Annotated in this window: 23 protein-coding genes; 8 read left to right on the forward strand and 15 right to left on the reverse strand. The window is 70.5% G+C overall.

What is annotated here, in order from left to right; translation table 11 throughout:
• Positions 1–8: 8 nt before the first annotated feature.
• Together JMJ56_RS05960 and JMJ56_RS05965 are read left to right on the forward strand one after the other, a co-directional pair.
• Positions 9–893: a branched-chain amino acid ABC transporter permease gene (locus JMJ56_RS05960; RefSeq protein ID WP_202830644.1), complete on the forward strand. Its 885-nt coding sequence runs from the start codon at positions 9–11 to the stop codon at positions 891–893.
• Between the two features lies 1 nt (position 894).
• Entirely contained in the window at positions 895–1,890 is a 996-nt protein-coding gene (locus JMJ56_RS05965; protein WP_202830645.1) for a branched-chain amino acid ABC transporter permease, read from the forward strand.
• Positions 1,891–1,927: 37 nt separating this feature from the next.
• Here JMJ56_RS05965 and JMJ56_RS05970 read toward each other — a convergent pair whose 3' ends face one another.
• Both JMJ56_RS05970 and JMJ56_RS05975 read right to left on the reverse strand, forming a co-directional pair.
• Positions 1,928–2,167, reverse strand: coding sequence for a DUF3297 family protein (locus tag JMJ56_RS05970; protein ID WP_202830646.1), 240 nt, complete (start codon positions 2,165–2,167; stop codon positions 1,928–1,930).
• Positions 2,168–2,234: 67 nt separating this feature from the next.
• The gene (locus JMJ56_RS05975; RefSeq protein ID WP_202830647.1) at positions 2,235–2,831 is read right to left on the reverse strand and encodes a cysteine dioxygenase family protein; all 597 of its coding nucleotides are present in this window, start codon (positions 2,829–2,831) and stop codon (positions 2,235–2,237) included.
• A gap of 100 nt (positions 2,832–2,931) precedes the next feature.
• Between JMJ56_RS05975 and JMJ56_RS05980 the strand changes: the two genes are divergently transcribed.
• A complete protein-coding gene (locus tag JMJ56_RS05980; protein WP_202830648.1) occupies positions 2,932–3,411 on the forward strand; it encodes a cupin domain-containing protein in 480 nt (159 codons plus the stop codon).
• Between the two features lie 40 nt (positions 3,412–3,451).
• Positions 3,452–4,087 carry a nitroreductase family protein gene (locus tag JMJ56_RS05985; protein ID WP_202830649.1) on the forward strand — a complete coding sequence of 212 codons (636 nt, stop codon included), beginning with the start codon at positions 3,452–3,454 and terminating at the stop codon, positions 4,085–4,087.
• A gap of 6 nt (positions 4,088–4,093) precedes the next feature.
• Here the strand turns inward: JMJ56_RS05985 and JMJ56_RS05990 are convergent, their stop codons facing one another.
• Both JMJ56_RS05990 and JMJ56_RS05995 read right to left on the reverse strand, forming a co-directional pair.
• Complete coding sequence (locus tag JMJ56_RS05990) at positions 4,094–5,155, reverse strand: alcohol dehydrogenase (RefSeq protein ID WP_202830650.1); 1,062 nt, start codon at positions 5,153–5,155, stop codon at positions 4,094–4,096.
• Positions 5,156–5,387: 232 nt separating this feature from the next.
• Positions 5,388–6,350, reverse strand: a complete 963-nt coding sequence (locus tag JMJ56_RS05995) for a Bug family tripartite tricarboxylate transporter substrate binding protein (protein WP_202830651.1) — start codon at positions 6,348–6,350, stop codon at positions 5,388–5,390.
• Positions 6,351–6,480: 130 nt separating this feature from the next.
• Here JMJ56_RS05995 and JMJ56_RS06000 point away from each other — a divergent pair, with 130 nt between their 5' ends.
• Positions 6,481–7,728, forward strand: a complete 1,248-nt coding sequence (locus tag JMJ56_RS06000; RefSeq protein WP_202830652.1) for a serine hydrolase domain-containing protein — start codon at positions 6,481–6,483, stop codon at positions 7,726–7,728.
• 46 nt (positions 7,729–7,774) lie between these two features.
• The gene (locus JMJ56_RS06005) at positions 7,775–8,356 is read left to right on the forward strand and encodes a DNA/RNA non-specific endonuclease (RefSeq protein ID WP_202830653.1); all 582 of its coding nucleotides are present in this window, start codon (positions 7,775–7,777) and stop codon (positions 8,354–8,356) included.
• Between the two features lie 7 nt (positions 8,357–8,363).
• Here JMJ56_RS06005 and JMJ56_RS06010 read toward each other — a convergent pair whose 3' ends face one another.
• Genes JMJ56_RS06010 through JMJ56_RS06020 form a run of 3 tightly spaced genes read right to left on the reverse strand, consistent with a single transcriptional unit; the run spans position 8,364 to position 10,359 of the window.
• On the reverse strand, positions 8,364–9,464 hold the full coding sequence (locus JMJ56_RS06010; protein ID WP_202830654.1) for a toxic anion resistance protein: 1,101 nt from the start codon (positions 9,462–9,464) through the stop codon (positions 8,364–8,366).
• Entirely contained in the window at positions 9,461–10,210 is a 750-nt protein-coding gene (locus tag JMJ56_RS06015; protein WP_202830655.1) for a hypothetical protein, read from the reverse strand. Before JMJ56_RS06015 ends, JMJ56_RS06010 begins: the two co-directional genes overlap by 4 nt.
• Entirely contained in the window at positions 10,210–10,359 is a 150-nt protein-coding gene (locus JMJ56_RS06020; RefSeq protein WP_202830656.1) for a hypothetical protein, read from the reverse strand. Before JMJ56_RS06020 ends, JMJ56_RS06015 begins: the two co-directional genes overlap by 1 nt.
• A 79-nt stretch (positions 10,360–10,438) precedes the next feature.
• On the opposite strand from JMJ56_RS06020, the gene JMJ56_RS06025 reads away from it, so the two are divergent.
• Together JMJ56_RS06025 and JMJ56_RS06030 are read left to right on the forward strand one after the other, a co-directional pair.
• Complete coding sequence (locus JMJ56_RS06025; RefSeq protein WP_202830657.1) at positions 10,439–11,365, forward strand: 3-hydroxyacyl-CoA dehydrogenase; 927 nt, start codon at positions 10,439–10,441, stop codon at positions 11,363–11,365.
• A gap of 53 nt (positions 11,366–11,418) precedes the next feature.
• On the forward strand, positions 11,419–12,576 hold the full coding sequence (locus tag JMJ56_RS06030) for a serine hydrolase domain-containing protein (protein ID WP_202830658.1): 1,158 nt from the start codon (positions 11,419–11,421) through the stop codon (positions 12,574–12,576).
• 301 nt (positions 12,577–12,877) lie between these two features.
• On the opposite strand, the gene JMJ56_RS06035 is transcribed toward JMJ56_RS06030, so the two are convergent.
• The 8 genes from JMJ56_RS06035 to JMJ56_RS06070 form a co-directional block, all read right to left on the reverse strand.
• Complete coding sequence (locus JMJ56_RS06035; RefSeq protein WP_202830659.1) at positions 12,878–13,735, reverse strand: ABC transporter permease; 858 nt, start codon at positions 13,733–13,735, stop codon at positions 12,878–12,880.
• Positions 13,732–14,679 (reverse strand): ABC transporter permease, encoded by a 948-nt coding sequence (locus JMJ56_RS06040; RefSeq protein WP_202830660.1) that lies wholly within the window; start codon positions 14,677–14,679, stop codon positions 13,732–13,734. Before JMJ56_RS06040 ends, JMJ56_RS06035 begins: the two co-directional genes overlap by 4 nt.
• 1 nt (position 14,680) lies before the next feature.
• Positions 14,681–16,186, reverse strand: coding sequence for an ABC transporter substrate-binding protein (locus tag JMJ56_RS06045; protein WP_236037425.1), 1,506 nt, complete (start codon positions 16,184–16,186; stop codon positions 14,681–14,683).
• Complete coding sequence (locus JMJ56_RS06050) at positions 16,183–17,226, reverse strand: ABC transporter ATP-binding protein (RefSeq protein WP_202830661.1); 1,044 nt, start codon at positions 17,224–17,226, stop codon at positions 16,183–16,185. The genes JMJ56_RS06045 and JMJ56_RS06050 overlap by 4 nt, the downstream gene beginning before the upstream one ends.
• A complete protein-coding gene (locus tag JMJ56_RS06055) occupies positions 17,223–18,194 on the reverse strand; it encodes an ABC transporter ATP-binding protein (protein WP_202830662.1) in 972 nt (323 codons plus the stop codon). Before JMJ56_RS06055 ends, JMJ56_RS06050 begins: the two co-directional genes overlap by 4 nt.
• Before the next feature lie 72 nt (positions 18,195–18,266).
• Positions 18,267–19,043 carry a CHAP domain-containing protein gene (locus JMJ56_RS06060; protein WP_236037426.1) on the reverse strand — a complete coding sequence of 259 codons (777 nt, stop codon included), beginning with the start codon at positions 19,041–19,043 and terminating at the stop codon, positions 18,267–18,269.
• A 288-nt stretch (positions 19,044–19,331) separates the two neighbouring features.
• Positions 19,332–19,682: a RidA family protein gene (locus tag JMJ56_RS06065; RefSeq protein ID WP_202830663.1), complete on the reverse strand. Its 351-nt coding sequence runs from the start codon at positions 19,680–19,682 to the stop codon at positions 19,332–19,334.
• A gap of 77 nt (positions 19,683–19,759) precedes the next feature.
• Positions 19,760–20,734: a Gfo/Idh/MocA family protein gene (locus JMJ56_RS06070; RefSeq protein ID WP_236037427.1), complete on the reverse strand. Its 975-nt coding sequence runs from the start codon at positions 20,732–20,734 to the stop codon at positions 19,760–19,762.
• Between the last annotated feature and the right edge of the window lie 14 nt (positions 20,735–20,748).

A 20,748-nucleotide genomic window follows, 5' to 3' on the forward strand; every position in this document is an offset into this window, starting at 1 on the left:
CACGCCGCATGGAAGACATCTTCGGCATCCCCGCACCGCTGCTCTTCGGGCAGCTGCTGCTCGGCCTCATCAACGGCGCCTTCTATGCGATGATGTCGCTGGGGCTGGCGGTGATCTTCGGCCTGCTCAACATCATCAACTTCACCCATGGCGCGCAGTTCATGATGGGCGCCTTCGCCGCCTGGATGCTGCTCGAATGGGCCGGGCTGAACTACTGGTGGGCGCTGCTGCTGGTGCCCATCATCATCGGCTTCACCGGCGTGGTGCTGGAGCGGTTGATGATCAGCCGGCTCTACAAGCTCGACCACCTCTACGGCCTGCTGCTGACCTTCGGCCTCGGCCTCATCATCGAGGGCGTGTTCCGCAACCAGTTCGGCTCCTCCGGCTTGCCCTACCGCATCCCGCCCGAGCTTCAGGGCGCCTGGGACCTCGGCTTCATGTTCCTGCCGATCTATCGCGGCTGGGTGGTGATCGCGGCCCTCATCCTTTGCCTTGCCACCTGGCTGCTGATCGAGAAGACGCGGCTTGGCGCCTATCTCCGCGCGGCGACCGAGAATGCGCCGCTGGTTCAGGCCTTCGGCGTCAACGTCCCCCGCATGGTGACGCTGACCTACGGCTTCGGCGTGGCGCTGGCGGCCATCGGCGGGGTGCTGGCGGCGCCGATCTATTCGGTGAACCCGCAGATGGGCACCAACCTGATCATCGTCGTCTTCGCCGTGGTGGTGATCGGGGGGATGGGCTCGATCCTCGGGTCCATCATCACCGGCTTCGGCCTCGGCATCGTCGAGGGGCTGACCAAGGTCTTCTACCCGGAGGCCTCGGCAACCGTCATCTTCGTCATCATGGCGATCGTGCTGCTGGCACGGCCCGCCGGCCTGTTCGGGAGGGCCTGACATGGCCGATTCCACCGCCATCACCGCCAACTCGATCCCGGCCCCTGCGGCCGAGAATCACGGCATCTGGGGCTTCTCGCGGGCGCAGTTCGGGGCGCTCGGGGTGATGCTGGCCGTGCTCGCCATCGGGCCCTTCCTGCTCTACCCCGTCTTCCTGATGAAGCTGCTCTGCTTCGCCCTCTTCGCCTGCGCCTTCAACCTGCTGATCGGCTATGTCGGGCTGCTGAGCTTCGGCCACGCCGCCTATTTCGGCATGGGCGGCTACCTCGCCGGCCATGCGGCGAAGGTCTGGGGGCTGACGCCGGAGCTCGCCATCATCACCGGCGGCGTGACGGCGGCGCTGCTCGGCGCCGTCGCCGGCTGGGTGGCGATCCGCCGCCAGGGCATCTACTTCGCCATGATCACCCTGGCGCTGGCGCAGATGATCTACTTCCTCTGCGTGCAGCTGCCCTTCACCGGGGGCGAGGACGGCATCCAGGCCATCCCGCGCGGCAGCCTGTTCGGCGTCGTCCCGCTCGACCGGGACCTGACGCTCTATTGGGTCGTCGCCGGCATCTTCTTGCTGGGCTTCCTGATGATCCACCGGATCATCCACTCGCCCTACGGCATGGTGCTGAAGTCGATCCGCGAGAACGAGCCGCGGGCGATCTCGCTCGGCTACCGGACGGACGACTACAAGCTGCTCGCCTTCATCCTCTCCGCCGGCCTCGCCGGCGTGGCGGGGGCGACCAAGTCGATCGTCTTCGGCATCGCCACGCTGACCGACGTGCATTGGTCGATGTCGGGCGAAGTGGTGCTGATGACGCTGGTCGGCGGCCTTGGCACCGTCTTCGGCCCGGTCGTGGGTGCGGCGGTGATCGTGACGATGCAGAACTACCTGGCCGAGCTCGGCGCCTGGGTGACGGTGATCCAGGGCGTGATCTTCGTCATCTGCGTGCTCGCCTTCCGCCGCGGCATCGTCGGCGAGATCGGCAACTGGCTGAAGGTGAAGCTGTAAGGCAGGGCAGGGGGGGCGGTACCGCCCCCCGCCCGGCTCATTCGGCCTTGAGATAGGGCTCGACTGTCCCCTTCAGCCTGATGGTCATCGGGTTTCCCTTGCGGTCGAGCGTCTTGCCGACCGCGACCCGCACCCAGCCCTCGCTGACGCAGTATTCCTCCACGTTGGTCTTCTCCGCCCCGTTGAAGCGGATGCCGATGCCGCGCGCGAGCAGTGCGGCATCGTGGAAGGGGCTGCGGGGGTCGGTCGCCAGGCGGTCCGGCAGGGTCTCGGTCATGGCCTGTCCTTCGGGCATGTCTTGCATGACGCGGTGATAGCGAGGGCACGCCGCGCCGCCAACAGCCTCAGGCCGCCAGTTCCTGGCTGCGGTCCCAGAGATTGGGCACCGCCTTGTTGTGGTAGCCGGAGATGAAGGGCCGCGCCGCCCCCGTTGCCGGGTCGAAGACGCTGCGGGCGATGGCGCCGATATTGCCGCCATAGCAATGGATGCTGATGCTCACGCGGTCGGCGAAGGCGTTCTCCACCACATGGATGTCGTAGGTATCGGCCGAAACCGGCACTACCTCGCCGGGCCGCAGCCGGTCCACCTGGCCCGGGCGCATCGGCCCGCCGACCGGGCCCGGCCGCATCTCGGTCGAGACCTCCTCGCCCCGCAGCATGCCGACCAGGCCCCAGACGGTGTGGTTGTGGACCGGCGTGCGCTGCCCCGGCCCCCAGACGAAGCTGACGACGCAGAAGCGCTCCGTCGGATCGCAATGCAGCAGGTATTGTCGGTAGGTCGGCCCGGCCTCGGCCATCTCCGCCGGCAGCCAGTCGTCCTTCGCGACCAGGCCGCGCAACAGCCCGGCCCCTTCGGTCAGCCAGCGGGCCTCCCCAGCCCCGGAATCGGCCAGCCGGGTCATGGCCTGGATAAAGCCCCGGAGCCTGATCAGTCCTGACATGTCAGTCCCTCCCTCAGGCATGGAAGCTTATCGCGGCTGCGCCGCATTGGAACGGGTTTCCGTGACAACGCGTTTTCATGCCAGCAACAAGGAGGCGCCGATGAGCCCGGAACTGCTGGTCTTCGCCGATGACGGCACCATCCCGAACAACCCGCGCCTGCCCGTGCTGCTGTTCCGCGGTGCGGTGCCCGCGGGCGGGCCGGAGGCGGCCGAGGCGCTCTTCGCCCGGCATGGCTGGCCGCCGGCCTGGCGCAACGGCATCTACCCCTATCACCACTACCATCCGAATGCGCATGAGGCGCTGGCGATCGCCCGGGGCCGGGTGCAGGTGATATTGGGCGGGGAGCGGGGGCAGGCGCTCGATCTCGAAGCGGGCGATGTGGTGGTGTTGCCGGCCGGCACGGGGCACCGCAACCTCGGCGCCAGCCCGGACCTGCTGGTGGTCGGCGCCTATCCGCCGGGGCAGGCGCCGGAGGAATATCGCGGCCGGCCCGGCGAGCATGAGCGGGCCATCGCCGCCATCCCCGCCCTGCCGGACCCGCCGGGTGAGCCCGTCACCGGCGCCCCTTGGCCGCTGTGACCGGGCCATGACAGGCTCGCCGGCCATGGAGGAGCCTGTCATGACCGAACTCTTCGAGATCCTGCACAGCACCCGCGCCATGCGCAGGCTGAAGCCGGATCCGGTGCCGGATGCGCTGATCGCCAAGATCCTCCGCGCCGGCGCCTCGGCCGCGAATGGCGGCAACACCCAGCGCTGGCGGTTCCTCGTGGTGAAGGACCCGGCGGTGAAGAAGGCCGTGCAGGTCTGGTACAAGCGCGCCTATGACGAGGTGATCGGCCCACGCTACGCCGGCAGCGCGCCGCCGCCCGGCGTCACGGCGGAGCGCTACGCAAGGCAGCATGCCGCGGTCGAGTACCTGACGGAGCATTTCCACGAGGCGCCGGTCTGGATCGTCGCCTGCATCGCCGAGGAAAAGCCGACGCGGTGGTCCGGCGCCTCGATCTACCCGGCGGTGCAGAACATACTGCTGGCGGCGCGGGCGCTTGGCCTGGGTGCGACGCTGACGACGCGGCACCTGCTTTATGAGAAGGAAGCGGAGGCGGCGCTCGGCCTGCCCCCCGGCGTGCATTCCTATGCGATCCTGCCCATCGGTTATCCGATGGGCCGCTTCGGGCCGGTCGGGCGCGGCCCACTCCGGGACATCACCTTCCTCGACCGCTGGGGCGAGACCTGGGACATCCCGGAGGAAGGGTGACGCCGCCTACCCGGCGACGAGCACCACGCGGCCGGTGATCTTGCCCTCCTTCAGCCGGTGCAGCACGGCATCGGCATTGCGCTGCGGCTGGTTCTCGACCGGGATGGGCGGGATCTGGCCCTGCTTGGCGATGTCGATGAGCGCCCGCAGCTCCTTGACGTTGCCGACATAGCTGCCCTGGACCGTCAGCGCCTTGATCGGCATGAGGGGCAGCGGGATGTTCATCTCGCCGCCGAACAGCCCGACCTGCACCAGCTTGCCGCCCTTGCGCAGCGCATCGAAGGCGAAGCGCGCGGTCTGGGTGCCGTTCACCAGGTCGACCACGCCCGCCACCGGCCCGCCGCAGGCCTCAATGATGCGCTGGGTGGTGTCCTCGCCCGAGGCGAGCACGGTGTCGCTGGCGCCCTGCTTCTTGGCGGCCGCCAGCTTGTCCTCGGCGACATCGACCACGCAGATGCGGCGATGGCCGAGCGCCTTCAGGATGGCGATGGCGTTCAGCCCGAGACCGCCGGCGCCGACCAGCACCACCGGCTCGTCAGGCTCCAGCGGCAGCAGCTTGTTGACCGCCGAATAGACGGTGACGCCGGAGCAGGCATAGGTCGCGGCGAGCGAGGGGTCGACGCCCTCGATGTCGATCAGGTGCTTCACATGCGTCGCCAGCACATGCGTCGCGTAGCCGCCGTTCTGGTAGACGCCGAGGCTGCGCCCGTTGAGGCACATATTCTCCTCGTCGCGCTGGCAGATGGCGCATTTGCCGCAGCCGACCCAGGGGTAGACGACGCGGATGTCGCCGACCTTGCTGCCCTGGTTCGCGGCCTCGGGCCCGAGCTTGACGACCCGGCCGACGATTTCATGCCCCATGGCGAGCGGCAGCTTCACGCCGCGGTCGGTCAGCCGCATCTTGCCGCGGCTGCCGAGGTCATACTCGCCTTCCCAGATATGCAGATCGGAATGGCAGACGCCGGCATGCGTCACCTCGAGCAGCACCTCGGCGCCCTTCGGCTCGGGCGTCGGCATCTCGATTTCCTGCAACGGTTGTCCCGTCTCGACCACGGCCCAGGCGCGCATCGCGTTCTCTCCCACTTGATAAGCCGATGGGACCGCGCCGCGCGGCTGCGGTCAAGCGGGGCGAGAGCAAACCCCGGGCGGCCGGGCTCGCCCGGGCGGGTAACTGGGTCGTTCGAACGAAGAGCCGGAGCGGCGTCCGCGAGCACGGTCGGACGGAGGCTGCTCTGGTCGGCGGCGATCCCGCGCTCCTCCAAGACCCGGCCCATTCGGGGGTGGAGGATGCGGCGGCGCCTCAATCGGGCCGGATGCCGTTCTCGTGGACGACGCGGCCCCAGGTCCCGATCTGCCGGTCTAGGAAGGCGGCGAAGTCGGCCGGGCCCTTCGGGTCGACATCGACGCCGAGCGTTCCGGTCAGCCGCTCCAGCACGGAGGGGACCTTCAGCGCCTCGCGTAGCGCCGCCTCGAAGCGGGCGCGGATCGGCGCCGGCGTCGCCGCCGGGCCGAGCACGCCCCAGAAGGCCTCCGCCGTCACCTTCACCCCGAGTTCCGTGAGCGTCGGCGCATCGGGGGCGACGGTGGAGCGCTTCGTTCCGGTGCTGGCCAGCGGGCGGATCGCCTTGGCCTCGAGCTGGGGGACGAAGATCGTGCCCGTCGCCGTCGGCAGGTCGACCTCGCCGGCGGAGGCGGCGACGCCGAGGGGCCCGCCGCCGCGATAGGGGACGTGGACGAGGCTGATCCCCGCCTCCTTCTCCACCAGCTTCATCGTCAGATGCGCGAGGGAGCCGTTGCCGATGGTGCCGTAGGTAACCGTCTCCGGCTTCGCCTTGGCCGCCGCCACCAGGGCGGGGAAGTCCCGCCAGGGCCGCGTATGGAAGGCGGTGATGACCATGGGCGAGGTGCCGATCAGCAGCACCGGCGCCAGGTCCTTCTGCGTGTCGAAGCCGAGGTTGGAGATCAGCGCCGGGTTCACCGCATGGGTGTCGAAGACCAGCACCCAGCTGTTGCCGTCCGGCGCCGAGCGGGCCACGTCGCGCGTGCCGATCGCCCCCGAGGCGCCGGCCTTGTTCTCGACGACGACCGGCACGCCGAGCGCCGCCGAGAGATGCGGCTGCAACAGGCGCGAGATGGCATCGACGCTGCCGCCGGGCGGGAAGGGGGCGACGAGGCGGACAGGGCCGTTCGGCCAGGCAGGCTGGGCGATGGCGGGCGCGGCGAGGACGAGCCCCGTGCCGAGCACGGTGCGGCGGGTCAGCATGGTTGGACCTCCCTGTTTCCGCTTTTAGGCCGCGAAGCCGCCGCTGCGGTCAAGGCCGGCGATGGACGGGCGCCGCTCCCGCCCGCTAGCCTCGGCGGACAACCAAGAACGACTCCGGAGGAAACCATCCATGATGCTGCGCCGCCATCTCTGGCCGCTGGCCTTGCTGCCGCTGCTCGCCTGCGCCGGGCAGGACCGCGCGCCGACCGCCGCCACGCCCTCGCGCCAAGCGGTGCTGGATGGCGCGCTGCGCCAGCAGGTCGAGGGCGGCAAGGTCGCGGCCATCTCCGCCGTGGTCATCCGCGCCGATGGCGAGGTACTCTACGAGGGCCATGCAGGCGGCGCGAATCCCGACAGTCTCTTCCGCCTCGCCTCGATGACAAAGCCCGTCACCAGCGTCGCGGTGATGACGCTGGTGGAGGACGGCAGGCTGCGGCTCGACGATCCGCTGGCGAAGCACCTGCCGGAATTCCGCGGCCTGCGCGTGCGCGAGGCGAATGGCGGGCTGGTCGCTGCCCGTCAGCCGACGATCCGCGACCTGCTGCGGCACATGGGCGGCTTCTCCTACAGCTTCCTCAACCTCCCCGGCATGGTCGAGGCCTATGCGCGGGAGGGCGTGGATGACGGGCTAGCCGCGCCGGGCCGCACGACGCGCGACAACATGCGGCGCCTGGCCCGTGCGCCCTTGCAGGCGCAGCCCGGCACGGTCTGGGCCTATTCGCTGGCGACCGACGTGCTCGGCGCCGTCGTCGAGCGCGTCAGCGGCAAGCCGCTCGATGCCTACATCCAGGAGCGCATCGCGGGCCCGCTGCGGATGACGAGCTTCGCCTTCCATGTCCCCGAGGCCGTGCGCCCGCGCATGGTGGCGGCGATGCAGCCGACGCCGGAGGGGCTGCGCCCGATCCGCTCAGGCGACCGGGTACCCTATCCGCTGACCCGCGGCACCTGGGTCTCCGACCCCGAGCGCGCCTTCAGCCGCACCGCCTATCCCTCGGGCGGGGCGGGCGCCACGGCGCATCTCGGCGACTACGCGCGCTTCACCCGCATGCTGCTGAACGGCGGCGAGCTGGACGGCGTACGCATCCTGAAGGCGGAGACAGTGGCGGAGATGACGCGCGGCCAGACCGGCGGCCTGCCCGTCAACCTTCGCGGGGCGGGCTATGACTTCGGCTACGGCTTCAGCGTGGTGACGGACCCGGCGGGGGCGAAGACCCGCCAGCCGGTGGGCACCTATGGCTGGGGCGGCATCTACGGCACCGGCTTCTTCGTCGATCCGGTGAACCGGCTGGCCACCATCGTCATGACCCAGACCGCGACCAATGGCGGCGCCGCGGCGAACGAGGTGCGCGAGGCTTTCTACGGCACCATGGCGCAGTAAATCCGGTACACTCTTCCCACACGGATCGTCAGCGGGAGCCCTGCCGGTGGAGATCTACCTGAAGTTAATCGAGGAGATCCCGCAGCCGGTCGCCCGCGACACTGCCTTTGCCAAGCTGGACGAGCGCCTGCAGGAGATCTGGATCGAAGCCTACCCAATGACCGGTGGCGAACTGCTGACCGTCACCCTCGGCGGCAAGCCGGGGGAGGCAGGCGCGGTCAGCACCCTCTTTGACCTCCAGCCCAAGGGTTCGAAGACCGAGGACCGCGTCGTTGCCGTCTGGGGCATCTCGAAATCCGAGCCGGCCAACACCCGCGACACCAGCCGCATGGCCGGCTTCCTCAACGGCGTCTGGTCCCCGACCTATGCCGGGCGGGACCGCGGCCATTTCTTCGCCCACACCATGGGCGGCGGGACCGATATCAACCTTTTCCCGCAACTCGCCGCGGTGAACCGCGGCGGCGAATGGCGGCGGATGGAGCGCTTCGCCGTCGAGAACCCCGGCACATTCTGCTTCATCCGCCCGATCTATCGCGGATCGAGCTGGACCCCGGCCGAGCTCGAATACGGCATCTACACCATGCCGCCCCAGCCCTTCCGCTTCTGGGGCAACCTCTTCCCGAACTGACCACCGCTCAAAGCGGCCGCGCTGACCCGCCCGACGCCTTGGCCGCCGTCAGCACGCGGCGGATTTCGCCCTCGGCCTTCTCTAGCTCCTTCGTGGCGCTCGCCCGCTGCGCCTGCGCCTCGTTGGCGATGCGGAGGCTGTCCTCGATGGTTGCCACCAGCGAGGCATTGGCGCGCTTCACAGCCTCGATGTCGAAGACACCGCGCTCGATCTGCTGGCGCGCTTCCAGGTTGCCCTGCCGCAGGCGCTCGGCATTGCCGGTCAGCAGCTCGTTGGTGAGGTCGGTCGCCTCCTTCAGCGTCCGCCCGGCCTCGCGCATGTTCTGGATGGCGAGCGCTTGCGCCAGCTGCTGGCGCCAGAGCGGCACGGTATTGGCGATGACGCTCTGGATCTTGGAGGCGAGGGCCTTGTCATTCTCCTGGATCAGCCGGATCGAGGGCAGGGCCTGCATCGCCACCTGGCGGGTCAGGCGAAGGTCGTGGACACGCCGCTCCAGCTCGTCGCGGGCGGTGCGCAGGTCGCGCAGCTTCTGCGCCGCCGTCGAATCACCGCCCTCGACGGCCTTGGCCATGGCGGGGATCGCCTCACGCTCGACGCGGCCGAGCACGCTCTCGCCGGCGGCGATGTGGTCGCCGAGGGCGTGGAACCATTCGAGCGTCGCCGAGTAGAGCCGCTCCAGCTTCTCGACATCCTCGAGCAGCCGGGTGCGGTGGGTGTCGAGCTTGTCGCCGACCGCCTCGACCTGGCCCTTGATGCTCTCGTAGCGCTGCAGGACGCGGGCCGTCTCGGCCCTGGCACGGCCGAAGAGGCGTGCCAGCCAGCCGGTCTTCTCGCCGAGGCCGCGCATGTCGAAGCCGCGCAGCGTGCCGATCAGCGTGGACAGGGTGACGCCGGCCTCGCCGGCCTCGCGGTTGCGGGCGCCTTCCAGCATGGCGTCGGCGGCGATGGTGGCGCGGTTCTGCGCCTCCTGGCCGAAGCGCAGGATGCTGGCGGGGTCGGCGACATCGAGCTGCGCCGCGAGCCGTGTCACCTCGGCCTCGCGCGGCGGCAACACCGGCTCCAGCTCAACCGTCTTCTGTTCGACCATCGTCTGCTGGGTTTCGCTCATCGGAATCCTTCCTCGCGCAGGCGGTCGGAGAGCACCTTCACCTGGATGTCGAGCGCCGCGCTCTCCTCACGCGTCAGCCGCCCGCGGAGTTCCTGCGCCGTCGTTGCCAAATCATCGAGAAGGATGGGCAGCCCCTCGGGCGGGGCGGCACCGGCCTCCAGGCGCTCGACGATGCGCTCAAGCCCGTCCAGATGGACGGTCAGGAAGCGCCGGGCCTGGGGCAGGCGGTCCGGATGGGCGGTGAGGTCGTCGAGCACGCCCTCCATCGCCGAGGCTACGCCCTGGAGCTTCCCGTCGCCGCGCCGCGCCGCCACCGCCTCGATGCGGGCGAGGCGCAGGCGGCTCTCCTCGATCGGGCCGGGCGGCGGCGGGGGCGGCTCGGGCGGCGGGGGCGGGGCGGTCTCGGGCAGCGCCCGGTACATCATCCGCGTGCCGAAGAGGGCGCCTGTCGCCATGATGAGCGACATCGGAATCCCGAGATGCCCGGCCATCTGCGCGGAGAGCCCAGTGCCGACGGCCATCAGCCAGGCCGCGCGATGCGAATCGCCCTGGCGGCCGCGCCGCAGGGCGCGGGCGGCCAGCAGGCTGCCGCCGAAGCCGAGCGCAGCGCCCGTCACGCCCCGCTCGTTCCCGTCGATGGCGAAGAGCAGCGCAGCCGGCAGCAGCGGCGAGGCGAAGATCGGCAGTGCCAGCCCGCGCCAGCGAGTGCGCAGCCCGATCCAGGCGCCGAGGGCCCGGTCCAGCATCAGCCGAACAGCCCGCCGATGCTGCGGAAGAGGGCGACGATGCCGACCAGCCAGGTCGTGGCGGTCAGCAGAACGCCGCCCCAGGCCCAAACCAGCGGCGTGGTGAGCGGCGGGGAGACGGGAAGGGAGGTCACGTTGCGTTCGGCCATGGCGGGTCGTTAGATCGCCCTCGGGAAGGCCGGGATCAAGCCACCTTCCCGGGCGGAACGTCACGGAAGGACGATTTTCATGGAGCAGATCGCAGTGGTGGGCGCCGGGCTGATCGGGCGCGCCTGGGCCATCGTCTTCGCCCGCGCCGGCCACCCCGTCCGCCTCTGGGACAAGGCGCCGGGCGTGGCGGAGCGGGCGCTGGAGCTGATCGGCGAGAGCCTCGCCGACCTGCATGCCGCGGGCCTCGTCACCGAGGCGCCCGCCGCCATCGCCGCACGCGTCACGGCCGCGGCGACGCTGGCGGAGTGCGTCGCGGGTGCCGTCCATGTGCAGGAGAACGGGCCGGAACGGCTCGGGCCGAAGCAGGAGCTCTTCGCCGAGCTGGACCGGCTCTGCGGGCCGGAGGTGGTGCTGGCCTCCTCCACCAGCGGCATCCCGGCGAGCGAGTTCACGGGGAACCTTCCCGGCCGCGGTCGCTGCCTCGTCGCCCATCCGGTGAACCCGCCCTATCTCATCCCGCTGGTCGAGCTGGTGGGCGCACCCTGGACCGATGCCGCGGCGGTTGCGCGGACACGCGCGCTGATGGAACGCGTCGGCCAGGTGCCGGTCACGGCGCACAAGGAAACGCGCGGCTTCGTGCTCAACCGCCTGCAGGCGGCGCTGGTCGCAGAGGCCTTCCGCATGGTGCGCGATGGGGTGATGTCGGCCGAGGATGTCGATGCCTGCGTGAAGGACGGGCTCGGCCTGCGCTGGTCCTTCATGGGGCCCTTCGAGACCATCGACCTGAATGCGCCGGGTGGCGTCGCCGATTACGTCGAGCGTTTCGGGCCGCTGATGGGCGGCATCACCGAAGAGCAGACGCCCTACCTGTACGACCAGGAGACGGTTGGGCGGGTCGCGGGGGAGCGGCGGGCGGCCTTGCCGCTCGACGGCATCGAGGGACGGAGCGCCTGGCGTGACCGGCGGCTGATGGCGCTCATCGCGCATAAGCGCGGGCAGTCTTGACCGGGCGATCCGGCGGGGGTTGCCTCTCCGCAACCAGAGGGAGGAGCAGGGCCATGCAGGCGATCGGCAAGCTGCTGGATGATGCCGTGAACAGTGGCGCCGTGGCCGGCGTCGTCGCCGTCGCCGGCAATGCGGCGGGGACGCTTTACGAGGGCGCGGCCGGCTTCCGCTCCGCGGCCGGCGGCGAGGCGATGACGCTCGATACCGTTGGCTGGATCGCCAGCATGACCAAGGCCATCACCAGCGTCGCCGCCCTGCAGCAGGTCGAGGAAGGCCGGCTCGCCCTCGACGAGCCGATCGCGGAGGTGCTCCCCGACCTCGCCAGCCCGCGGGTGCTGGAGGGTTTCTCCGCGGCCGGCGAGCCGATCCTTCGCCCGGCCCGCGGCGCCGTCACGCTTCGCCAGTTGCTGACCCATACCAGCGGCTTCAGCTACCCGATGTGGAATGCGGATATCGGCCGCTACATGCAGATGACGGGCATACCCGGCGTTGCCTCGCGCAAATTGCAGGCGCTGGCCCTGCCGCTGGTCGCCGACCCGGGCACGGCCTGGCATTACGGCATCGGCATCGACTGGGCCGGCCTCGCCGTCGAGGCCGTCACCGGGCGGCGGCTCGGCGATGTGATCGAGGAGCGCATCACCGGTCCGCTCGGGATGCACGACACGAGCTTCCGCCCCGGGTCTGGGCAGCGCGCACGGTTCTCGGCAATGCACAGCCGTGGCGCGGACGGACGGCTCGCCCCGATCCCCTTCCCGATCCCGGAGGAGCAGGAGTTCGACATGGGCGGCGGCGGCCTCTACGGCACGGCGCCCGACTACCTTCGCTTCTGCCGCATGGTGCTGAACGGCGGGACGCTGGACGGGGCGCGCATCCTCGACCCCGGCACGGTGGAGGCGCTCGGCCGCAACCAGATGGGCGAGCTGCTGGTCGGGCCGCTCGCCACGGCGCAGCCCGGCGTCTCGCATGATGCGGAGTTCTTCCCTGGCCAGCGCAAGCGCTGGAGCCTTGCCTTCATGCTGAACGAGGAAGCGCATCCCGAAGGGGGCCGCGCGGCGGGCAGCATGGCCTGGGCGGGACTCGGCAACACCTATTACTGGATCGACCCGGCGCATGACCGCTGCGGCGTGCTGCTGACCCAGACCTTCCCCTTCGCCGATCCGCGCATCCTCAACCTGCTCGCCGCCTTCGAGCGGGCGGTCTATGCGGGGTGAGCCGATCCTCAACGGCTCAAACCTTGAAGGTGGCTTCCGCCAAACCTTTGAAAAGGTTGCAGCAATGGTCCGAATTTGAAGGATTTTATCGTTGAGGCGCCTGGTGATGAGGCACCACCTTGGGCAAAAGTTCCTAATAACAGGATTGGGGCCAGGGCGGCAAGGGGTTAGGATCGGTCTCGTCGCGACCGCAGCCGGACCAGCATGCTCATCCGGCTAGGCGATGCCACGCTACTCGCCGCCGACCGCAACCTCGCCTGAAGCCTCGCCCCGTCGGCGCGGCGGCCGACGGCCTGAGGCTTCAGCGCCGCTCCCCGCGCGGATCGAGCGCGTCGCGGAGGCCGTCGCCCATCAGGTTGAAGGCGAGCACGACGAGGAAGATCGCGAGGCCGGGGAAAATCGCCAGCCAGGGCGCTTGCGTCAGGAAGCGCTGGGCGCTGTTCAGCATGCTGCCCCAGGACGGCGCGGGCGGCTGCTGGCCGAGGCCGAGGAAGCTCAGCGAGGCCTCGGCGATGATGGCCTCGGCGATGGAGAGCGTCGCCTGCACCAGCAGCGCCGGGACGATGTTCGGCAGGACGTGGACGAGGCCGAGGCGCCAGGGCGGGTTGCCCAGCGCCCGGGCCGCTTCCACCCAATCGGTCGCGCGGGCGTCGAGCGCCATGCCGCGGGCGAGCCGGACGAAGATGGGCGAGGCGGTGACGGCGATCGCCAGCATCGCATTCTCGAGCGCCGGACCGAGGAAGGCGGCCAGCGCGATGGCGAGGATGAGGAAGGGCACCGAGAGCATCGCATCCGCGATGCGGGCAATCACCGCATCCACCCAGCCGCCGGCGAGGCCGGCCAGCAGGCCGATGGGCACGCCGATCAGCAGCGCGACGGTGACGGAGAGGACGCCGGCCGCCATCGAGGCGCGGGCGCCGTAGAGCACGCGTGCCAGCACGTCGCGGCCGTTCTCGTCGGTGCCGAACCAGTGCGCGGCGGAGGGCGGCTTGCGGATGGCCGTCCAGGAGGTCTGCAAGGGATCGGCCGGCGAGAGCCAGGGGGCGAGCAGCGCAGCGAGCAGGAAGAGGAGGACGACGGCGAGGCCGAAGACGGCGAGGCGGTGGCGGAGGAAGCGCCGGAGCGCGCGGCGCGCCGGGCTGTCCGAGGCGGCGCTCATGCCGCGCGCAGCCGCGGGTTGACCGCCATGTAGAGCAGGTCGGCGACGAGGGAGAGGGCGACGAAGATCAGCGCTGTCGCCATCACCACGCCCTGCACCACGGGGTAGTCGCGGTTGAAGACGGCATCGACGATCAGCTTGCCGAAGCCGGGGATGGTGAACACCTGCTCGGTCAGCACCGCGCCGGCCAGCAGCCGGCCGAATTCGATGGTGCCGAGCGTCACCACCGGGATCAGCGCGTTGCGCAGCGCGTGCCGCCCGACCACCGCGCGTTCGTCGAGGCCCTTGGCGCGGGCGGTGCGGACATAGTCCTGGCCGAGCGCGCCGAGCATGGCGGCGCGCGTGTGGCGCATCAGCACGCCGGCGATGCCGGAGCCGAGCACGAAGGCGGGCATGATGGTGGTGGCGAGGCTCTGCAACGGGTCCTCGCTGAGCGGAACATAGCCCGAGGGCGGAAGCCAGCCGAGCTGCACGCTGAACAGCAGGATCATCATGATGCCGAGCCAGAAATTCGGCATCGAGATGCCGAAGAGGGCGACGGCGTTGGCCAGCCAGTCGGTCGGCCGGTCGCGCCGCACCGCGGAGAGCACGCCGGCCGGGATGCCGATGGCGAGCGCGATGAGGAAGGCCATCACCGCGAGCTGGAAGGTGACGGGCAGCTTCTCCAGGATGAGCTGCGCCACCGGCTGGCGGATGCGCCAGGAGAAGCCGAAATCGCCCTGCACCGCGCGGGTGATCCAGTGGAGGTATTGCTCCGGCAGGGGGCGGTCGAGGAAGAGCTCGGCCCTGATCTGCGCCAGCACCTGCGGGTCGCCGCGCTCCTCCCCGGCGAGGATCAGCGCCGGGTCGCCGGGCATCAGCTGCTGGAGGCCGAAGATCAGCACCGAAAGGATGAGCAGGGTCGGGACGATCTGCCCGAGCCGGCGGAGAAGCCAGAGGAGCATGCTAGTTCAGCCGCAGCCCTTGCGGGCGGATCAGGCCGTCGGCGACGGGGACGAAGCCGCTGAGCCGCGATGTGTGGGCGACGATGTTCTTGCGGTGCCAAAGGATGATGCGGCTGCGGTCCTGGCGCAACGCGATCTCGAAGATGCGGCCGTAGAGGGCGCGGCGGGCGGCGACATCGGTTTCGGTGCGGGCGGCATCCAGCAGGCGGTCGACCTCCGGGTTGGCGTATTTGCCGTCGTTCTGGCCGCCCTGGCTGTGCAGGAAGGTCCAGGTATTGCCATCCGGGTCGACGCGGCCGGACCAGGCGACGAGATAGGTCTCGAACTCGCCGCGATTGGCGGCCTGCAGGCTGCTGGCGAACTCCATGGTGTTCAGCTTCAGGGCGAAGCCGGCTTCCTGCACCATGGCCTGGATCACCTCGCCGGCCTGGCGGAGGTCGGGGCTGTTCGGCACCGTCATCTCGACCGGGACGGGCGCCGTGACGCCGGCCTCGCGCAGCAGGGCGCGGGCGCGGGCCAGGTCGCGGCCCTCGGGACGGAAGGCCGGGACGTGATAGGGATTCCCGGGCGGGATGGGCTGCGCCGTCGGCGTGTAGGCGCCCTCGTAGACCACCTGGTTGACGGCATCGCGGTCGATGGCCAGCTCGAAGGCGGCGCGGAGGCGCGGGTCGCGGGCGATGCCGGCATTGGCGCGCGGGCCGTTGCCGATGTTGAAGACGATGCTCTGGTAGCCGAGCTCGTCATAGGCGGCGACCCGGAGCCGCCGGTTGGCCTGCACCGCCTTCATGTCGTCCGGCTCGATGGTCTGCACCACCTCCAGCGCGCCGGATTGCAGGTTGGCGAGGCGGACGGTGCTGTCGGGGATCGGCAGAAAGGTGATGCGCGGGATGTGGATGCGCGCGGCGTCCCAGTAGCCGTCGAAGCGCTCCACCACGATGCGGTCCTGCGCCACGCGCTCGACCAGGCGGTAGGGGCCGGCGCAGACGGGCGCGTTGCCAAAATTGCGGCCGGCGGCCTCGGCGGCCTTCGGGCTGACGATCATCCCGGCGCGGTCGGTGAGCTGGGAGAGGAAGGGGGAGGAGGGCACCTTGAGGCGGATGCGGAGGGTGCGCGGATCGACCACCTCAGCGGACTCCATCGCGCCGATCTCGCTGCGGCGGAAGCTGCCCGACAGGGTGAGGTGGCGGTTGAGCGAGTAGCGCACCGCCTCCGCATCCATCGGCTCGCCATCGTGGAAGCGGACGCCTTCACGGAGGGTGATGCGAAGCGTCTTCGGGTCCTCCCAGGCATGGCCGGAGGCGAGTTGCGGGACGATCTCCAGCCGTTCGTTGATGTCGAAGAGCTTGTCGCAGAGCGTGGCGAAGACGATGCGGCCGACGAAGGTGCGGGCGAGCGTCGGGTCGAGGATGTCGGGATCCTCGCGGAGGCCGATGCGCAGGGTCTGCGCGTCCGCCGCCCCGGCGAGGGCGAGGGAGGCGAGGGCGGCGAGGAGGGTTCGGCGGATCATGCGTCGCTCCCGGCGGGCTGGAAGAAGGATTGCAGGCGGCGGAGGCGCTCGCCGCCGGGCTCGGCCTCGCGCAGCGGCGGGGCTGGCGGCAGGCGGTCCTGCAGATGGCAGGCGGCGCGGTGGGCCTCGCCCGTGAGCGCGGGCACCTGCTCGCGGCAGATGGCCTCGGCATGGGGGCAGCGGGTATGGAAGCGGCAGCCGGGGGGCGGGGCGATGGGGCTCGGCACGTCGCCTTCGAGGGGCGGGGCGCGGAGGCCGCGGCCGGGGACGGCGGCGAGCAGCGCCCGGGTGTAGGGATGACGCGGGGCGGCGAAGAGCGCCTCGGCCGGGGCTTCCTCGACCAGGCTGCCAAGATACATCACCGCGACGCGGTCGGCGATGTGGCGCACCACGCCGAGGTCGTGGCTGATGAGAACGAAGGTGAGGCCGAGGTCGCGGATGAGATCGGCCAGCAGGTTCACTACCTGGGCCTGTACCGAGACATCCAGCGCGCTGACCGGCTCGTCGCCGATGACAAGGCGCGGATTGCTGGCGAGAGCGCGGGCGATGGCGATGCGCTGGCGCTGGCCGCCGCTGAATTCGTGCGGCCAGCGGCGGGCGGCCTCGGGGCGGAGGCCGACGCGTTCCAGCAGCTCGGCGACGCGGGCGGCTTCGCCGGAGCGAGGGATGATTCGATGCAGGCGAAGCGGCTCGGCGATGGCGGCGCCGACCGTCATGCGCGGGTCGAGGCTGGCGAAGGGGTCCTGGAAAATCAGCTGCATGTCGCGCCGGCGGGCGCGCAAGGCGGCGGGGGAGAGGGCGCGGAGGTCCTCGCCCTCGAACAGGACGCTGCCGACATCGGGCTCGATCAGGCGCAGTGCCAGGCGGCCGAGGGTCGACTTGCCGCAGCCGCTTTCGCCGACGATGGCGAGCACCGTGCCGCGTGCGACGGAGAGCGAGACGCCGTCCACCGCGCGCACCGCGCCGCGCCGGCGGCCAAGCGCGTCGCGCAGGGGGAAGTATTTGCGGAGGTTGCGCAGCTCCAGCAGCGGCTCGCTCATGCGGCGAGCACGCGGTCGAGCGGGGCGCGCCAGCAGGCCGTGGCGTGGCCCGGCTCGACCTCGGCGAGAGGTGGCTGGCGGATGCAGTCGGCGCCGCGGAAGGGGCAGCGCGGGGCGAAGCGGCAGCCCTCGGGCGGGCGCAGCAGGTCGGGCACGGTGCCCTCGATGCTGGCGAGGCGTGAGGGGCCGCCCTCGATGCGCGGGGCGGCGCCGAGCAAGCCGACCGTATACGGGTGCTCGGGGCGGGCGAAGAGGCGGGCGGCCGGGGCTCGCTCCGCGACGCGGCCGGCATACATCACCACCACATCGTCGGCATGGTCGGCGACGATGCCGAGATCATGGGTGATGAGCACGACCGCCGCGCCGGTTTCGCGCTTCAACTCGTCGAGCAGGGCGAGGATCTGCGCCTGGACGGTGACGTCGAGCGCGGTCGTGGGCTCGTCGGCGATGAGCAGGCGGGGCCGGCAGGCAAGCGCCATGGCGATCATCACCCGCTGGCGCATGCCGCCCGAGAGCTGGTGCGGGTATTGCCGCGCACGCCGCGCCGCATCGGGGATACGGACGCGATCCAGCAGGGCGATGGCGCGGTCGAAGGCGGCGCGTTCGCCCAAGCGCTCGTGCAGGCGCAGCACCTCGGCGATCTGCTCGCCGGCGGTGAAGGCGGGGTTGAGGCTGGTCATCGGCTCCTGGAAGACCATGGCAATCTCCCGGCCGCGGCGGCGGCGCCACTCGGCCTGGGCGAGCGTCGCCATCTCCCGCCCACGCAAGCGGATGGAGCCGGAGAGGCGGGCATTACCGGGAAGCAGGCCCATGGCGGCGAGCGCCGTGACCGACTTGCCGCAGCCGCTTTCGCCGACGATGGCCAGCGTCCGGCCGGCTTCCACCGCGAAGGAGACGCCATCGACGGCCCGGAGCGGGCCGCGATCGGTGCGGAAGGTAACGGCGAGGTCCCGGATCTCGAGGACCATCAGCCGGCAGGGCGGAAGCGCGTCATTCCCCGGACAGTGACATGCCGGCGCGGGGGCGCAAGACGCGATCGCCTACCGCGCGGTGCGGGCCTGTGCGCTGCGGAGCGGGACTAAGCCCTGCTGGCTGTAGGCGCGGGCCCCGTAGCCCTCGAGCGTCTCCGCCACCTGCTCGTAGCGGGTGCTGTGGCGGAGCTGCAGGCCGGCATAGGCGGTGCCGGTGTTCGCGCCGTCGTCCGGACGGTTGTAGATGAAGCCATAGGTCGGATAGACGCGGCCGAAGGCGCTGTCGTCGCGACCGGACTGGACGCGCACCTCGGACCAATCGTTCCGGTCGGAGACGTCGATCACGCTGACATCCTGCATGACCGTGCCGCGGCGGATACCGGGGCCGCCCCAATTGGCATGGTCGATGCGGACCTCGCGTGGGGCAACCACGCGACGGACCACGGCGACATGGCCGCGGGACATGCCACCCGTGGCGCGGAAGGCCATGACGGAGCCGGGCTCCGGCCGCTGGCCACGATCATATAGGCCGGCGGCATTGGACCACCAGTCGCCGCCATTGCCGCTGACCTGCATGCCGGTGACGGCGCGGGCATAGGGGACGCAGGAGATGCCGCCGCTCTCGGCCAGGGCGGCGGCGAGGCGGACCTGGTTGCGGCGGGCGGTGTGAAGGCGGCTCGTGGCCCGGTGCGGCACGACATAGGCCTGATGCGCCGTCATGCCGACCTTCGGCACCGCGTCCGGGCCAGGGCGCTGCTGGGCTTGGTCCCGCTGCGTGGCCATGGCGTCCCCCGACGCCGCCAGCGCACCGATCACCACGCACCACGCCATTGCCGTACGATGCATCCGCATACCCATCCCCCTGCACGCGCGGGCCGCTTCCCCTCGCGACGCTGTAACCTCGCGACACAATCGGGGTTATCCGGGTCGCAAATGTCTCGCGCAACCGGGAGCGGGAAAACCTTGGGGAATCCGGCGTGATTTACCCGAAGAGGCGCCGGTTACTGGTCCGTGAACGGAGGATCGTCCTAGACGAGGTCTCAGAAATGAGTTTTGCAACAGTGTGACGGCTGGCATGCAACAGTCGCGAAAAGGGCGGCACCCGGAGGTGCCGCCCATGCGAGTCATGCCTGGTCAGCGGCAGGCAGTGACCATGATCTCAACCAAGTGGCGAGGATCGGCCATATTGGCCTCAACGCAGGCACGAGCCGGGCGGCCGGCATCGCCAAGCCACTCGACCCAGACCTTGTTCATCGCATCGCGGTCGGTGATGTGCTTCAGCCAGATCTGCGCGGTCAGCAGGCGGGTGGTGTCGGTGCCGTTGGCCTCGAGCGCGGCGGTGATCTTGTCGAGGACCTGCTTCGTCTGGCCGGTGACGTCCAGCGAGAGGTCGTCGGCGGTCATGCCGGCCAGGTAGACGAAATTATGATACTCGACGGAACCCGAGAGAATCGTGTTGCTGCCCTGGCGGGTGATCTTCGACATCGGCTGCCCCTCCTTCAAGGAAGGGCCGTTCTAGGGCCGGGTCACGGCAGCGACAAGACGCGCGGTCAGGCCCCCGCTCAGGCTACCGCGTAGGTGCTGCCGGAGGCCGCTGCGCCGATCATCGTCTCGAAGACGGCGACGCCGTGGATCGCCTGCTCGACGGGCAGCGGGTAGGCGGGGCCGCCGGCCGTGGCGGCGGCGAAGGCCTCCAGCTCGGCCGCCTCGATATCCACCTTGTCGAAGTCGCGGGCCCAGCCCTGGCCCTCGACGGGGGTGAAGACGAGGCGGTCCTGGCCCTGCATCTCCAGATGACCCTTGGTGCCGAACAGGGCGACGCGCCAGTAGCGCGCGGTCAGCGATAGCGTCGCGAAGTTGCAGGTGGCGCCGGAGGCGAAGCGCGCCAGCATCGCCGTGGTGTCGTCGATATGCGGCGAGACGCGGGGGAAGGACTGCACGGTGACCTCGCCTATGGGGCCCATCAGGTTCACCAGCATGTCGATCATGTGGATGCCCATGGCGCCCATGCCGCCGAGCGGGCTCTCCTCGCGGTCGGCGCGCCACATGCCGGGCTTCCAGGCGAAGGCGCCGGGGCCGCTGATATGGCCCTCGGCATGCAGGACGGTGCCGAGCTCGCCCTCGGCGAGCATGCGCTTCATCTCGAGCGTCGCGGGGAGGAAGCGGCGGTTGTGGCCGAGGGCCAGCACCACGCCGGCCTGGCGGCAGGCGGCGACGCAGGCCTCGGCGCTGGCCTTGCTGAGGGTGAAGGGCTTCTCGACGAAGACATGCTTGCCGGCGGCGGCGGCGGCGATGACCTGCTCGGCATGCTGCTTGTGCGGCGTGGCGAGCGCCACGGCCTTCACCTCGGGGTCGGCGAGCACGGCCTCGTAGCTTGGGTGCAGGCGGATGCCCTGCTCGGCGGCCCAGTCCGTCGCCTTCGACAGGGTGCCGGTGGTGCCGGCGACGAAGCGGAGGCCCGCCCCGTTCTTCCGCTGCACGCTCTCCACCAGGGTTCGGCCCCAGCGGCCCATGCCGATGATCGCGGTGTTCAACATGATGAGGTGTCCTG

The organism is Belnapia arida (assembly GCF_016773205.1).
GTDB classification, from domain to species: domain Bacteria; phylum Pseudomonadota; class Alphaproteobacteria; order Acetobacterales; family Acetobacteraceae; genus Belnapia; species Belnapia arida.